At 52.5% G+C, this 14,709-nt stretch carries 13 protein-coding genes and 1 pseudogene; 6 read left to right on the forward strand and 8 right to left on the reverse strand.

Going from position 1 to position 14,709, the window contains the following annotated elements; all coding sequences use genetic code 11:
- Positions 1 to 10 precede the first annotated feature (10 nt).
- The 4 genes from rpsR to yjfP form a co-directional block, all read right to left on the reverse strand.
- The gene (rpsR, locus tag EO763_RS18050; RefSeq protein ID WP_005974788.1) at positions 11 to 238 is read right to left on the reverse strand and encodes a 30S ribosomal protein S18; all 228 of its coding nucleotides are present in this window, start codon (positions 236 to 238) and stop codon (positions 11 to 13) included.
- A gap of 4 nt (positions 239 to 242) precedes the next feature.
- Positions 243 to 563 (reverse strand): primosomal replication protein N, encoded by a 321-nt coding sequence (gene priB, locus EO763_RS18055; RefSeq protein ID WP_015841576.1) that lies wholly within the window; start codon positions 561 to 563, stop codon positions 243 to 245.
- Positions 564 to 568: 5 nt separating this feature from the next.
- Complete coding sequence (gene rpsF, locus EO763_RS18060) at positions 569 to 961, reverse strand: 30S ribosomal protein S6 (protein ID WP_005974793.1); 393 nt, start codon at positions 959 to 961, stop codon at positions 569 to 571.
- Positions 962 to 1,142: 181 nt separating this feature from the next.
- Positions 1,143 to 1,895 (reverse strand): esterase, encoded by a 753-nt coding sequence (gene yjfP, locus EO763_RS18065; RefSeq protein WP_161529781.1) that lies wholly within the window; start codon positions 1,893 to 1,895, stop codon positions 1,143 to 1,145.
- A 295-nt stretch (positions 1,896 to 2,190) separates the two neighbouring features.
- Here yjfP and EO763_RS18070 point away from each other — a divergent pair, with 295 nt between their 5' ends.
- From EO763_RS18070 to bsmA, 4 genes are all read left to right on the forward strand, one after another.
- Positions 2,191 to 4,131 carry a methyl-accepting chemotaxis protein gene (locus EO763_RS18070; protein ID WP_161529782.1) on the forward strand — a complete coding sequence of 647 codons (1,941 nt, stop codon included), beginning with the start codon at positions 2,191 to 2,193 and terminating at the stop codon, positions 4,129 to 4,131.
- A 350-nt stretch (positions 4,132 to 4,481) separates the two neighbouring features.
- On the forward strand, positions 4,482 to 5,603 hold the full coding sequence (locus EO763_RS18075) for an RNA ligase RtcB family protein (RefSeq protein ID WP_161529783.1): 1,122 nt from the start codon (positions 4,482 to 4,484) through the stop codon (positions 5,601 to 5,603).
- Positions 5,600 to 6,223 carry a peptide chain release factor H gene (prfH, locus tag EO763_RS18080; RefSeq protein ID WP_039490885.1) on the forward strand — a complete coding sequence of 208 codons (624 nt, stop codon included), beginning with the start codon at positions 5,600 to 5,602 and terminating at the stop codon, positions 6,221 to 6,223. Before EO763_RS18075 ends, prfH begins: the two co-directional genes overlap by 4 nt.
- A gap of 114 nt (positions 6,224 to 6,337) precedes the next feature.
- Complete coding sequence (gene bsmA, locus EO763_RS18085; protein ID WP_161529784.1) at positions 6,338 to 6,646, forward strand: biofilm peroxide resistance protein BsmA; 309 nt, start codon at positions 6,338 to 6,340, stop codon at positions 6,644 to 6,646.
- Between the two features lie 60 nt (positions 6,647 to 6,706).
- On the opposite strand, the gene EO763_RS18090 is transcribed toward bsmA, so the two are convergent.
- Positions 6,707 to 7,105, reverse strand: coding sequence for a DUF350 domain-containing protein (locus tag EO763_RS18090; protein WP_039361338.1), 399 nt, complete (start codon positions 7,103 to 7,105; stop codon positions 6,707 to 6,709).
- Positions 7,106 to 7,454: 349 nt separating this feature from the next.
- On the opposite strand from EO763_RS18090, the pseudogene EO763_RS18095 reads away from it, so the two are divergent.
- Positions 7,455 to 8,986: pseudogene (locus EO763_RS18095) on the forward strand (methyl-accepting chemotaxis protein).
- A gap of 52 nt (positions 8,987 to 9,038) precedes the next feature.
- On the opposite strand, the gene rlmB reads toward EO763_RS18095, so the two are convergent.
- The 3 genes from rlmB to nsrR all read right to left on the reverse strand — a co-directional run bounded on the left by rlmB (position 9,039) and on the right by nsrR (position 12,796).
- Positions 9,039 to 9,770: a 23S rRNA (guanosine(2251)-2'-O)-methyltransferase RlmB gene (rlmB, locus tag EO763_RS18100; protein ID WP_039490879.1), complete on the reverse strand. Its 732-nt coding sequence runs from the start codon at positions 9,768 to 9,770 to the stop codon at positions 9,039 to 9,041.
- Positions 9,771 to 9,872: 102 nt separating this feature from the next.
- Positions 9,873 to 12,329, reverse strand: coding sequence for a ribonuclease R (gene rnr, locus EO763_RS18105; protein ID WP_161529785.1), 2,457 nt, complete (start codon positions 12,327 to 12,329; stop codon positions 9,873 to 9,875).
- 41 nt (positions 12,330 to 12,370) lie between these two features.
- Positions 12,371 to 12,796: a nitric oxide-sensing transcriptional repressor NsrR gene (nsrR, locus tag EO763_RS18110; protein WP_010279087.1), complete on the reverse strand. Its 426-nt coding sequence runs from the start codon at positions 12,794 to 12,796 to the stop codon at positions 12,371 to 12,373.
- 294 nt (positions 12,797 to 13,090) lie between these two features.
- On the opposite strand from nsrR, the gene EO763_RS18115 reads away from it, so the two are divergent.
- Positions 13,091 to 14,662 carry a methyl-accepting chemotaxis protein gene (locus tag EO763_RS18115; protein WP_161529786.1) on the forward strand — a complete coding sequence of 524 codons (1,572 nt, stop codon included), beginning with the start codon at positions 13,091 to 13,093 and terminating at the stop codon, positions 14,660 to 14,662.
- The last annotated feature ends 47 nt before the right edge of the window (positions 14,663 to 14,709 follow it).

Consider the following 14,709-nt stretch of genomic DNA (forward strand, 5'->3'; position numbering starts at 1 on the left):
CAGTGGCCGATTACTGATGACGGTCAGTGTACGGCAACAAAGACAAGTAACGCGCACGCTTGATAGCGCGGGCCAGCTGACGCTGGTATTTTGCACGAGTACCGGTGATACGGCTCGGAACAATCTTGCCGCTTTCAGTGATATAGTTTTTCAGCGTAGCGATATCTTTATAATCAATCTCTACAACGCCTTCCGCGGTGAAACGGCAGAATTTGCGACGACGGAAATAACGTGCCATGTGGCTAGTCTCCAGAATCTATCAATTCAATCTGCTCGGCATGTAACACTATCTTGCTCAAGCCATTGCGCCCTTGATGGCAGCTAATGAACCCGTGCACGGTAAGTTGCGTGCCGACCGTTATACTGTGGGTAACTGCTTGTGACGAGAGTCCGCTGACAATCACGGGCATACGACACCATGCTTGCCGACTCAATCCGGCTTCCTCCTGTGTCGAGCGGTGCTCAAGCACAAACTGACAGTGAGGAATGCCTGACGGGCTGACTTTACGAATGGGCGTCTTGCACACTGTGCCGGACAACACCAGACGATTCACCGTCACCACAACAATTACTCTTCAGAATCCCCTGCATCCACATCATCGCCAGCTTCAGCGAAATCTTCACGACGCTCACGGCGTTCGTCTTTCGCTTTCACCATTGGAGATGCTTCAGTTACCGCGTGCTTAACGCGCATAACCATGCTACGGATAACGGCATCGTTAAAGCGGAAGTTTGTTTCCAGCTCATCGATCGCTTCCTGCGGCGCTTCAACGTTCAGCAAAACGTAATGTGCCTTGTGCAGTTTGTTGATCGGGTAAGCCAGTTGACGGCGGCCCCAGTCTTCCAGACGGTGGATCGTGCCCTGCGCACCAGTGATAGTAGCAGTGTAGCGCTCGATCATGCCCGGAACCTGTTCGCTCTGGTCAGGATGAACCATAAATACGATTTCGTAATGACGCATCGAATTGCTCCTTACGGATTATTCAGCCTCCTGTCTGGGTCAACCGCGGCCCGTGGAGGCAAGGAACGTGTGTATGTGCGGCTGAAAAAATGACGCGTAAGTATAGTGCCCGACATTAAAGAACACAAGGAAGAAACACAGGAGTTTTCTGCGTGGCGATATTTAAGCAATCGGGCCAGAATTACAGCGTCCGCCGGAAGAAATCAGCGCCCGCCTGCAGCGCCGTTGGCGTAATGCGATGCCCTACGCCCGACTCGGTCAAATACGTCAGATTAGCCAGCTTATCGCGTGCCTGTAATGCCTCATAGAGACGGGCGCTTTCTGCCGCCGGCACAACGTCATCCGCTTCACCGTGCCACACCAACAGCGGCCGATCGGACAGCGCGTCCAGACGCGTGGTGACATCATAATCGGCCAGTTTGCTCGCTAACGTCTGCAACACCGCCTGATTTCCCTCACGATCGGCCGGAACAGGAGGAAACAGCGCGGACGATAGCGTAGAGAAGTAGCCGGATCCCATAAATGCCGCCACCGCAGTAATCCAGGGGTAGCGAGCCATACATCCGAGTGCACTCATTCCACCGAGTGACGCGCCGCAAACGCCAATCCGTTCCCCATCGATCAGGCCACGCTGCCGATATTCCGCAACATAGTCGGGAAATTCTTCAATATTCGATTGCAGAATATCCCAGAAATGGCGCAATCGCTGCGCTTCATCCCCGTTATAACGCGCGCCGTGCATGGTCGCATCGGCCAAAATTACCCGAAACCCAGCCTGAGCCAACGCATAGCCAAAATACGAATACACCTCTTTTGATGAGGTGTAACCATGAAAGAAGAAAATCGTCGGGAGGGGCTGCTCTCGCTTTCCCGCAGGTGCCGCGTGAATCGTTTCAATACCGCTACCGAGTTTATCCAGTGACATTTCGACCATATTTCCCTCGTTTTCCGTTCTGTCAGCCTATTTTTATGTAGCGAAATCGTCTTTAGCAGAAAGGGGACGACCTTTTACGATAACCCCGCTCACAGCCACTTTCTTATCTCCGTGTCGTCCTTGATTCCGTTCGGGTTTAATTGGTGTATTTACGTAAATAAAAAAATCACATTGATCCAGATCAATAATTGAAACGAATGTTTACACTCCGTGATTAATTTTTTTCCATTTACTGCCGTTAACGCATGTGAAGCAAGACTAAAAAATAACCTTTTTTATTATAAGAGACACACATATGTTGGGACTTTCTTTTAAACACTGGGGCCTGGGTATCAAGTTATCAGTCATCGCTTCACTGAGCGTAGCGATACTTTTTATCGCATTTACCCTATCCCTTACCCGATCCGCAGGCAATCAGCTCAAAGCTCTGACCCTTAACGACATGCAGAGCCAGGTGAATGGCGTCACCGACATGATCAACATGTACGATGCCAGCCTACAAGCCGAGGTCAGCAACTATACGCGGCTGCTGGCAAGCTTTCTGCCGACGCAGTTTTCACTGGATAACGTTAACCGCACGCCTTTCGGAAGCACCTCTCACCCAACGCTTAAGGCTGGCGATACGGTACTGAACCTCAACACCGAAGTACCGGACGACTTTCTGAGCCGTACCCACGCGATCTCAACGATTTTTGTCCGTGATGGAGAGGATTTTACGCGCATCACCACTTCACTGAAAAAAGAAGATGGATCGCGTGCGATGGGCACCAAACTCGATCGTGAAAGCCCGGCCTATGCGCCCGTGATGAAAGGCGACACCTACAGTGGGTTAGCCACGCTTTTCGGCAAACAGTACATCACCCAGTATCAACCGATACGCGATAGTGAAAACAAGGTTATCGGTATTCTGTTCGTCGGTGTCGACATCACGAAGCAATTTACCGAGATGCAACAAACTATTCTGAACAAGAAAATCGGTGAAACAGGCCATTTCTTTGTCCTTAGCACGAAAAAAGGAAAGGATGCGGGTAACTATCTTTACCACCAAAGCAATGCCAACCAACGCCCTGACTGGTCGGAAGGTGCGTTAGAGAAAGCGCTAGCAACCGGTAATGGTACGCTTGAATACGACAACAACACGATGACGGGCGAAGAAAGAACCCGAATCATGGTGTACCGCAGTATTCCGCAGTGGAACTGGATTGTTGCAGGCGCAGTGAGCAAAGAAAGCCTAATGGCAGAGGTTAACCACACCCGTAACTTGTTTTTGGGCGGCGGCATTATTCTGGTTCTGCTCTTCGCAGGATTCTTTGTCGTGCTGACGCGCAAATGGCTGAGCCAGCCGCTGGTTGAAATCGTTAAAGTGGCGGAACAGTTTTCTGCCGGTAACCTGACAGCAACGCTCTCAAGCAACCGTTATGATGAAGTTGGCCGCCTGATCGATGCCATTAACGGCATTGGACAAGGGCTAACGACCATCGTATCGCAAGTGAGAAATTCATCCGAAGAAATCAGTGCCAGCACCGATGCGCTGGCTGCCGATAGCGAAAACATCAGCGAGCAGATTGCCCGTCAGGCCAGTAGCGTCGAAGAGACGTCTGCCAGCATGGAGCAACTCTCCGCCAGCGTGAAGCAGAACGCCGATAACGTCTCCGCCGCCAAAGATCTGGCAGAGCAGAGCGCCGCAGCAGCACGAAACGGCAGCCAGACCGTCACCGACTCCGTTTCGACGATGAGCGATATCAAAAACTCATCCCAGCGGATTGCCGATATCACGACGGTAATCGAATCTATCGCTTTCCAGACCAATATTCTGGCACTGAATGCCGCAGTAGAAGCCGCTCGTGCAGGTGAACACGGCAGAGGCTTCGCCGTAGTTGCTGCCGAAGTACGGGCACTGGCACAGCGCAGTTCTACCGCCGTGAAAGAGATTGAAACCCTGATTGATGAATCACTGGAGAAAATCGAAGCGGGTTATCATTTCTCAGAAAAAACGCAGGCGGTAATGGACGATTTGCGTAACCGCATCTTACAAGTCAGCACCATCGTGAACGATATCGATATCGCCTCACGCGAGCAGTCCGCGGGTATCAGCCAGGTGAACATCGCGATTGTACAGATTGGTCAAGCAACACAGGAAAACGCCATTCTGGTCAACAATTCGGAAGACACCGCGCAGAGCCTGCGCCAGAAAGGCAACCATCTCAGCGAGCTGGTTAGCGTCTTCCGTATTTAACATTCACACGTACCCTAAATAATTCGAGTTGCAGGCAGGCGGCAAGAGAAGGCATCCCGATGAGCTTACTCAAGTAAGTAATTCGGGTGACTGACAAATCTGCAGCTTAAAGTATGACGGGTATAACGGCCATCGTGTCGCAGGTATTGCACGATGGCCGCCACTTGAGTATTATGCCGACGTTTTTTCACCCATCCCCCACACTGACAAAGGAGACGACATCATGACAACACTTACTCTGATTCTTTGCAGGACATCTCGGGACTAATTCCGCATTCTTTTCCACTTTGCGTTATCCCCCAGCTGTAGCCTGCCTTACCCTATTTTTAAATTGATCAGCAGGATGATCTATGGGCAATGCTATTCGCTCTATTTCGGCGCGTGTCAGTGTGATCGCGACGGAAAACACTTGGATTGAAGGTAAAGCAATCCAACAACTTCAAACTACATCACAACTCCCTAATATGGTACGCGTGGCCGGCATGCCAGATTTGCATCCAGGCCGTGGTTACCCCATCGGAGCCGCCTTTTTTTCACAGCAGCGCTTCTACCCAGCACTGGTCGGGAATGATATCGGCTGCGGCATGGCGTTATGGCACACCGGCCTGAATGCTAAAAAGGTTTCTCTGGATAAGCTGGAAAAACGGCTTGGCAGTATTGATGGGCCACTGGAAAACGATATCGATATTCCACCGGCCCTGGCCGATTTCCGCTATTCGTTGGGCACCATCGGCGGTGGTAATCATTTTGCAGAATTGCAGCTGCTTGATGAAATTTATCAGTCAGATACGCTGCACGCTCTGCATATTGATCCGAAGCAGTTATTGCTGCTTGTCCATAGCGGCTCGCGCGGATTAGGGCAATCCATACTGGAAGCTCATGTGCGGGAATTCGGCCATCATGGTCTTGAAGCCAACACGCCCGCTGCTGAAGCCTATCTGGAACAGCATCAGTTCGCGCTGACATTTGCTACCAATAATCGGCGGCTGATCGCGCAGCGGATGTTGGAGCGGTGGCATACGCAAGGAGAGGCCGCGCTGGACGTGAACCACAATCTGGTGACACCAACAACGATTGAGGGTATTTCCGGCTGGCTGCACCGCAAAGGTGCGACACCTGCCGATTGCGGCCCGGTCATCATTCCCGGTTCACGCGGCGACTACAGCTACATCGTGCAGCCCATTCCTCACGCCGACAGCCTGTATTCTCTGGCACATGGCGCGGGCAGAAAGTGGATGCGAACGGAGTGTAAGGATCGACTATCTGCACGTTACAGCGTCCAGCAACTGGCGCGTACTCGTTTCGGTAGCCGTGTTATTTGTCAGGACAGGGAACTGATCTTTCAGGAAGCGCCAGAGGCTTACAAACCGATAGACAGCGTGATTGGCGCGATGCAGCAGGCGGGGTTAATCACACTGATTGCCCGTCTGAAACCCGTACTCACCTACAAAACGCGCAGGAGGGATAAATGATATTGCTTCAACTTTCCGCTGCGCAGGGGCCGGACGAATGCATGCTGGCAACCGCAAAAGCGTTGCAGGCTCTGACGCGAGATGCTGCGCGGCACGGTATCGAATGTGAAGTCATCGAAACCGAATCAGGGAAGCGTTCCGGTACACTGCGTTCCGCCTTGGTTCTGCTAAACGGTGAACAGGCGGAACCGCTGGCTGCCAACTGGTGCGGTACGCTTCAGTGGACGTGCAATAGCCCCTGGCGCAAAGGTGGCGGACGCAAGAACTGGTTTATTGGCATCGCACGCTTTCATCAGGAACAGGTGTTTGCCGATAACGAGATCCGCTTTGAAGCCACCAAGTCTTCCGGTCCTGGCGGGCAGCATGTGAATAAAACCGAGTCTGCCGTCCGCGCCACGCATGTCGCCAGCGGCATCACGGTGAAGGTACAGAGTGAACGTAGCCAGCACGCCAACAAGCGCCTGGCCTGTTATCTCATCGCCTATCGTCTGGAAGCGTTACAGCAACAGCAGCATGCTGAACTACGGGCACAGCGGCGTCTGTTCCACCACCAGATAGAACGCGGCAATCCGGTAAAAGTCTTCAAAGGCGAAGACTTTACGCTGGTCGTCTCGCGCTAACCTCAACTCACGGGCGGCACCCACTGCCGCCCGTTATTTTCCCTGTTAAAGAGAATGCAATCGGCCCGATGATAGCGCTACACTCCCGCTATCTACTCCTGTCAGGCTGATACGATGAACCTCGTACGGATACTTTTCTTACCCTTAATACTGATGCTGTCCGGCTGCCAGATCATACAAGGTAAGCCTGTCGCGGCACCACCGCCTGCGGAGAAAGCACTCGAAATTCGCTATGCGCAAACCAGCAAGCTGGAAAAAATGGGGACAATTTCGGTTAACGAGCGCGGAAATGCTGATGATGTGGATCGCGCCCTTCAACAGAAAGCCGATGCCTCCGGCGCGCATTATTATGTGATTGTGCTGAAATCCGAGGCAGCAACGCTCCCCGGCATGTGGTTCGCGCGCGCCGTGCTGTATCGCTGAATCTAAGGGACCAGTAAAACAATACCGGGCAGATCCCCGGTATTGTCATGCCACGGCACATTAATACGACATACACGCCGCATTCAGGATCCCGCCGCTGAGCGAGGCAGCGCAGAGAAAGGTGCCGGAAGCGATATCGTTATTCTGAATATGCTGGCTGAGGCGCGGCATATACAGGCGCACAGCGAAATAAATCAGCAATTGCACCACCAGCGCAACCACGCCCCAGGTGATGTAATCCACCAGACTCACCGAGTTAATCGCCGCACTGGAAAGCGGGATCACATAGCCAATCAATGCCCCACCAAACCCAATAGCAGCCGTACCGTTGTTCTCTTTAATCAGCGCCCATTCATCATGCGGCGTGATACGGGTGTAGATAAACAGAAAGGCTAGCACCATAGCAAACCCAATAAAGAAATAGGACGCAAAAGCGAGTAGCGACGTAACAATAGGCATAGCGATATTCCTTTTGAATGACAGGTATAGATGATTATTGCATAGCAAAGCGTTTATACATGACTTTACGTGATAAGTAATGCAGGAATCCCCAACGGAGCGCTTTATCCCCCGGCCGTCATCTCCGCATGAGTACCCTCACATTTTTTAAGAAAATGAATAAGCATTGCATCTGAAATGCCGATAACAGATAAGGCATTTTTTATCAGTTAGATAAGAGCACGTTTCACATTCATCACCTGCCTTCTACTGCAACACATAATTTATACAAACACACAACGACAACTAATCCGTTCTTGGCCTGCAATGACGGAAAAATAAATAATTAATGAACGAAAGGAAGAGGTTTATGCTGCGCTGGATGTCATTTCAAAACCTGTCTGTAACACGAAAGTTATTGGTAGGATTTGGTTTATTGCTCGTCATGGGAGTGATCCTCTCCATGGTCGGCTTTTACGGATTATACAATAGCGACCAATCGTTAAAACGCATCAGTCGTCTTGGCGCCATGTATGACAAAACCGTTGTCGCACGGGAAGGTAACTTCGGCTATGCGCTGGAGCGTAAAGCACAGTATCTGGAACAGCACGACAGTGCGATCGGTAACATTAGCGAAGAACTATCAACGCTGCTGAAAGCGATCGATACGGGAGATTGGCCAACAGAAGATAAAAGCACCATTCAGGATATCAGCGCATCACTCAGCGCCTATATTACACAGCGCCAGCAGGTTATGAGCCCGAATGTCAGCCAACAGCGGCTCAGTGAATTAAACGCTCAGATGGCGGTGTTGCAGGAAAATATCAATAAGCTTTACTTCACGGAAGAGACCCGCGCGGGCCGTAACGTCATTAGCAGCGATATACAGCTGGGCGTGATTACGCTGATTGCCATCATACTCGGTCTGACCACGGCCATTGTGATCTCGCGGCAGATCGTTCGCCCGCTACATCAGGCGTTACACGCCACCCGCGCAATTGCGGAAGGCGATCTTACCGTACAGCTTCATAATGAACGCCGCGATGAATTAGGCCAATTGATTTCAGCCATGGGGCAGATGAACAGCAATCTGCATAGCATGATTGATAAAATTCGCCTCAGCGCGAACCAGATTTCCTATGCCGCAGGGGAAATTTCTGCCGGTAACGCCGATCTCTCCTCTCGCACGACGCAACAAGCCGCCGCGCTTGAAGAAACCGCCGCCAGTATGGAACAGCTGACGTCAACGGTGAAACAGAATGCCGATAACGCCCATCAGGCCAACCGACTGGTTATGGATGCTTCTGACACCGCGAATCAAGGGGAGAGCAGGTTTCTAAAGCCGTCAACACCATGCACGATATCGCGCAAAGCTCCCACCGCATCGCCGAAATTACCTCAATGATCAACAGCATCGCGTTTCAAACCAATATCCTGGCGCTCAATGCCGCGGTAGAGGCTGCGCGGGCCGGTGAACAAGGCCGCGGTTTCGCCGTTGTCGCCAGCGAAGTGCGTAATCTGGCGCAGCGCAGCGCGCAGGCGGCCAAAGAGATCGATACGCTCATTGGCGAATCAGTTTCGCAGATTAATAACGGCGCGGCACTCGTTAACGGTGCGGGGAAAACCATGGAAGGGATTGTACAGTCAGTGACGCAGGTCCACGCCATCATGAAAGACATTACTACCGCGTCGGACGAGCAGCATCGCGGTATTTCTCAGGTCGGTCAGGCCATTATAGAAATGGATCAGAACACGCAGCAAAACACCGTGCTAGTAGAGCAATCCTCTTCGGCTGCTCACTCACTGGAACAACAGGCGATCATACTTTCTGATGCCGTTTCCGTTTTCCGGCTTTTACAACCTTCGCAACACGAGGTTCGCAGGCTGACATCTGCTGCATAAAACGACAGAGAGGTGCCTTGTGGCACCTCTCTGCTATTGGTTACTGCTCTGACTACGCGCGCTGGCGAACGGCTTCAAACAAACACACGCCGGTCGCAACAGACACATTCAGTGAAGACACGCTGCCCGCCATCGGAATGCTGATCAACTCATCACAGTGCTCGCGGGTCAGACGACGCATGCCTTCCCCTTCCGCGCCCATCACAAGCGCCAATGGTCCGGTCAGTTTGCTTTGGTACAGCGTATGATCCGCCTCACCCGCCGTGCCAACAATCCAGATATTACGCTCTTGCAACAGGCGCATCGTGCGGGCCAGATTGGTCACACTGATAACCGGCACAGTTTCCGCCGCGCCACAGGCCACCTTCTTCACTGTCGCATTGAGTTGCGCAGAACGATCGCGTGGCACAATCACCGCATGCACGCCAGCGCCATCCGCATTACGCAGGCAAGCGCCTAGATTATGTGGATCGGTCACGCCGTCCAATATCAGCAGGAAAGGCATTTCCAGATTGTCTAACAGCGCGGGTAGATCGTTTTCCTGATATTTCCGCCCTTCTTTGACTTTCGCGACGATCCCCTGATGCACCGCATCTTCAGCCTGCTTATCCAGCCACTGCCGATTAGCCACCTGGATAACGATGCCCTGCGCTTCCAGCTCCGCAATTACGGGCTGAAGACGGCGATCGTCGCGCCCTTTGAGAATAAAGACTTCTAGAAAACGCTGTGGATCGCGCTCAAGCAGTGCCTTAACTGCGTGAATACCGTAAATAATTTCGCTCATTGATACTCTTCAAATTAACCATAACAGGCAGTACCCGTTTATTAGAGATAGCGGTGTTTACCCGCCCCTCCTCTTCACAGAGAGGAGGCGGGCTAACTAACCTTACTCAGCGGACTTTTTCTTCGCTCGTTTAGCCTTCGTCGCGGCAGCAATTTTATTCGTTTTTTCTACGTTCTTTTTCGCTTTACTGCGGTTCTTTTTCGGTTTAGCTTTTGGCTTATCCGACTTCGCGTTGCTATCGCCTTCTTTGCGGAATGCGGCATCCGGCTCAAAGTTTGCTGGCGCTTTGCTGGCGCTGCGACGACGTCGAGCTGGCTTGGCCTCACGCGAATCCGGTTTCTTCACACGGTCGCGCGCCGTTTTACCTTCGCCACGTACCTTGCGCGTGCTGGAAATTAACGCGAAATCAATGTTGCGCTCATCCATATGGACGGCTTCAACACGAATTTCGACTTCATCACCCAGACGATAAACCTGCCCGCGCGATTCGCCGATCAACCGCTGGCCGATATTATCGTAGCGGTAGTAATCATTATCCAGCGTGGAAACATGCACAAGCCCATCGATAAACAGATCTTTCAGGCGAACGAAGAAGCCGAAACCGGTCACACTGGCGATAATCCCGGTAAAGACCTCACCCACGTGATCCTGCATAAAGTCGCATTTCAGCCAGTCCGCAACGTCACGCGTGGCTTCATCCGCACGGCGCTCCGTCATCGAACAATGCATACCCAGCTGTAGCATTTCGTTCATGTCGCTATGCCAGCCGCCCGTTGACGTCCAGCGCTCATGACGATCGCTCAGCAGATACTTAATCGCGCGGTGTAACGACAGGTCTGGATAACGACGAATCGGTGACGTGAAATGGCCGTAAGACGTTAATGCCAGACCGAAGTGACCTCGGTTTTCCGGGTCATAAATAGCCTGCTTCATTGAACGCAGCAGCATAGTTTGCAGCATTTCCCGATCGGGACGGTCAGCCAGCTCATTCATCAATTCTGCGTAATCTTTCGGCTGTGGCTTCATTCCGCCTTTCAGCGTCAGCCCCAACTCGCCCAACACGCTGCGCAAGGCTAATACATGATCTTCGCTGGGTTGATCGTGTACGCGGAACAGCGCGGGCTCTTCGTTTTTCTCCACAAATTTCGCGGCGGAGATATTCGCCAGAATCATGCATTCTTCGATCAGTTTGTGCGCATCGTTACGCACCACCGCTTCCACACGGTCGATACGGCGTTCGGCGTTGAAAATAAACTTCGCTTCTTCGGTTTCAAACGCGATACCGCCACGCACTTCACGCGCATGTTCAAGCGCTTTGTACATGTGGTGCAGTTCTTCTAGCCCGCCTACCAGTGGTTTGTAATGTTCGCGCAGTTCGGCGTCGCCTTGCAGAATACTCCACACCTTGGTGTAGGTCAGACGCGCGTGTGAACTCATTACCGCTTCATAAAACTTGTAAGACGACAGTTTACCCTGCGACGAGACGGTCATCTCGCAGACCATACACAGACGATCGACCTGCGGGTTGAGCGAACACAGTCCGTTAGATAGCACTTCCGGCAACATCGGCACCACCTGCGACGGGAAGTACACCGAGGTGCCACGCGCCCGCGCTTCATGATCGAGCGGCGTATTCGGCCGGACGTAATAGCTCACGTCCGCAATCGCAACCCATAAGCGCCAGCCACCGCCACGTTTCGGTTCACAGTGCACCGCGTCATCGAAATCGCGAGCATCTTCGCCGTCAATGGTGACCAGCGGCAACTTACGCAGATCCACACGGCCTTTTTTCGCGGCTTCCGGTACCTCTTCGGAGAGATCCTTCACCTGCTCTTCCACTTTAGGTGGCCAGGTGTGGGGAATATCATGGGTACGCAGGGCGATATCCACCGCCAGCCCGGTGCCCATGTTGTCACCGAGGATCTCGACGATCTTACCCACCGCTTTCGTGCGACGTGTGGCGCGTTGCGTCAGCTCAACCACCACCACGAAGCCCATGCGAGCACCGTTAATTTCTTCTTTCGGGATCAGAATATCGAAGCTCAGGCGGCTGTCATCCGGCACCACGAACCCGACACCGGCATCGACAAAATAGCGGCCGACAATTTGTCCGGTACGTGGTTCCAGCACGCGCACAATGCGCCCTTCACGACGTCCTTTACGATCCGCACCCAGCGGCTGTGCCAGCGCCACATCGCCGTGAATCGTCCGTTTCATCTCTTCAGCCGACAGATAAAGATCGTCTTTGCGGCCTTCCACGCGTAGAAAGCCGAAACCATCGCGGTGACCAATGACCGTACCACGCAGCAGATCGAGCTTTTCCGGCAACGCATAGCACTGGCGGCGGGTAAAAATAAGCTGACCATCACGCTCCATCGCACGCAGGCGACGGCGCAGCGCTTCGAGTGCTTCTTCTCCGGTTAATTGCAGGTCGGCGGCTAATTCTTCTCGGCTAATCGGGGTATCGCGCTTGGCGATGTGCGCCAAAATATATTCACGACTGGGGATGGGGGATTCGTATTTTTCTGCTTCTCGTTCCAGGAATGGATCTTGTGACATTGCGGTTCCTCCGTTGTCATCAGCAGGAGGCTGAACAAAACTCATTCAACCAACAATAATTTATAAAGCGGCGGGTTTTCTTTGACCATATCAGCCAGTGTGTATTGATCCAGCTCATGCAGGAAATTTTGTACCGCCTGTTGAAGCACCTGCTTTAAGCGACAGGCTGGCGTAATGTGGCAAAACTCATGGCTACAGTTAACCAGCGTGAGCGGCTCCAATTCGCGCACAACATCGCCAATTCGGATGGTTTCTGCCGGTTTTCCAAGACGGATACCGCCATTCTTGCCGCGCACGGCCATCACCAACCCAGCACGACTAAGTTGATTGATAATTTTGACCATATGATTACGAGACACGCCATACACTTCCGTTACTTCCGAAATGCTGGTCATTTTCCCGCCCGGCAGCGATGCCATGTAAATCAGCGCCCGCAAACCATAATCCGTAAAACTTGTTAACTGCACATAAACCTCGGATACCTCTGGGTATCATTGACTGGCGTATTGAGTACGCCCCTGAAAAACCAACGCTGTTAACAGATAATAAACCAGGCGTAAACGCTACGGCTAATTATTTATACCCTTTGTGTTGCAAGCGCTCCGTTGGCGATGCCCTTCTTGCCCAAACCTTTGTCCCAGCCATATCTTTTTAATTTTATCTCACCGCAACACAGATAACGTATTCTCTTTGGTTGCACACACCACATCCAGTGATGACTGAGTTATCACCCACGAAGGCGGCGTAAGGAAAAGGACACCATGGGGTTGAAAAATATTTCTATTCGTACCGGCTTATTAACGTTATTGCTGCTAACTACCCTGTTGCTGCTTATCGTCAGCAGCATGGGCGTAGTCGCCATTAAGAAAGACAGGGAAACGCTGACAGCACAAAATCAAATTCAGGGCATTGAGCTCGGCAACCTGATGAGCGGCTATAACCAGACGCTCAGCGCGAGAGCCTCGGCAACGCTCGCCGTCAGGAAAATAGAGATCGGCCTGCTGGACGACGGTGCCAAGGAAACCGGGGTCGTAGAGAAACATCTCCGCCAATCGCAGGAAGACATTGAACGCGTGATCAAATCGGCCAATGCCGATCCTAAACAGCAGGCGCTGGCGCAGGACGTATTGAAAACCTATCAGGCCTATTTTCAGCAGGGCATGACGCCGATGCTGAGCGCACTGCAAAAACAGTATACCGACGAATACTATGACGTTCTGGAAAAACAGCTCGGCCCGCTGAGTGAGGCCTTTGATTTGTCGATCCAGAATTTCCGACAGTATGCTCAGCAACTTTCCGAACAGGGTCTGGCGCAGTCCGAGCACAATGAGCGCATCATGCTGCTGCTCATTGCCATTGCCAGCCTGTTGTCTATCACGCTGGTTGTATTAGCCTGGGTCGCACTGCGTCACATGCTGCTCAAACCGCTGGACTATGCAATTGAGCAGTTGGAGCTGGTTGCTGGCGGTAATCTGACGCGCCGCCTGATTCAAGGCGGAAACAACGAACTGGGTCGGCTCAATGATGCCATCGGCCGTATGCAAGGGGCACTGCTGGAGTCGGTTAGCCAGGTGCGCGACGCCAGCACGCAAATCGATCTCGGTAGCCGAGAACTGTTTGAAGAAAACGCCCAGCTTTCCCAACGCACCGAAGAATCCGTTGCCGCACTGGAACAGACAGCAGCGAGTATGGAGCAACTGAGCGCGACGGTAAAACTCAATGCCGATCACGCAGAACTCGCACATCAGCTCGCCAATAACGTCTCAAACACCAGCAGCCGCAGCAACGAATCCGTCTGTTACGTCATTGAAAAAATGCAGGAGATCGCCACCAGCGCCAAGCGCATCAATGACATTCTCAGCGTCATTGACGGCATCGCATTCCAGACCAACATTCTGGCGCTGAACGCCTCCGTCGAGTCCGCTCGCGCAGGCGAACAAGGCAGGGGCTTTGCCGTCGTCGCCGGAGAAGTCCGCAATCTGGCGCAGCATAGTGCGCAGGCAGCGAAAGAGATCCGCGCATTGATTCTAGATTCTCAGACGCGTGTATCCGAAGGGCTTGAATTAGCCTCTAAAGCGGGTGAAACCATGGATGAAGTGACCGACGAAATCATCCGTATTACACAGTTGATGCGAGATATTTCCACCGCCACGCAAGAACAGCATCGCGGTATTGAGCAGGTTAACGTCGCCTTCACACAGATCGACAAAGTCGCTCAGCACAACGCACAGCTCGTCAAAGCCTCATCTGCAACAACGCAGTCGTTGGAGCAGCAGTCCCAGCAGTTGATGCGGTCTATGGCGCTGTTTCAGGTCGATCCTCGCCTTTCCTAATTTATTGGTGTATTGCACCGCCTGTAGTCGGCCCAGCGCTGACTACA

This window comes from Pectobacterium odoriferum (genome assembly GCF_009931295.1).
Lineage (GTDB): Bacteria > Pseudomonadota > Gammaproteobacteria > Enterobacterales > Enterobacteriaceae > Pectobacterium > Pectobacterium odoriferum.

Bases quoted from the DNA above. Each gene is read 5' to 3' on its own strand.
- rpsR (WP_005974788.1), bottom strand. From the start codon at position 238: ATGGCACGTTATTTCCGTCGTCGCAAATTCTGCCGTTTCACCGCGGAA.
- rpsF (WP_005974793.1), bottom strand. From the start codon at position 961: ATGCGTCATTACGAAATCGTATTTATGGTTCATCCTGACCAGAGCGAA.
- yjfP (WP_161529781.1), bottom strand. From the start codon at position 1,895: ATGGTCGAAATGTCACTGGATAAACTCGGTAGCGGTATTGAAACGATT.
- EO763_RS18070 (WP_161529782.1), top strand. From the start codon at position 2,191: ATGTTGGGACTTTCTTTTAAACACTGGGGCCTGGGTATCAAGTTATCA.
- EO763_RS18075 (WP_161529783.1), top strand. From the start codon at position 4,482: ATGGGCAATGCTATTCGCTCTATTTCGGCGCGTGTCAGTGTGATCGCG.
- prfH (WP_039490885.1), top strand. From the start codon at position 5,600: ATGATATTGCTTCAACTTTCCGCTGCGCAGGGGCCGGACGAATGCATG.
- bsmA (WP_161529784.1), top strand. From the start codon at position 6,338: ATGAACCTCGTACGGATACTTTTCTTACCCTTAATACTGATGCTGTCC.
- EO763_RS18090 (WP_039361338.1), bottom strand. From the start codon at position 7,105: ATGCCTATTGTTACGTCGCTACTCGCTTTTGCGTCCTATTTCTTTATT.
- rlmB (WP_039490879.1), bottom strand. From the start codon at position 9,770: ATGAGCGAAATTATTTACGGTATTCACGCAGTTAAGGCACTGCTTGAG.
- rnr (WP_161529785.1), bottom strand. From the start codon at position 12,329: ATGTCACAAGATCCATTCCTGGAACGAGAAGCAGAAAAATACGAATCC.
- EO763_RS18115 (WP_161529786.1), top strand. From the start codon at position 13,091: ATGGGGTTGAAAAATATTTCTATTCGTACCGGCTTATTAACGTTATTG.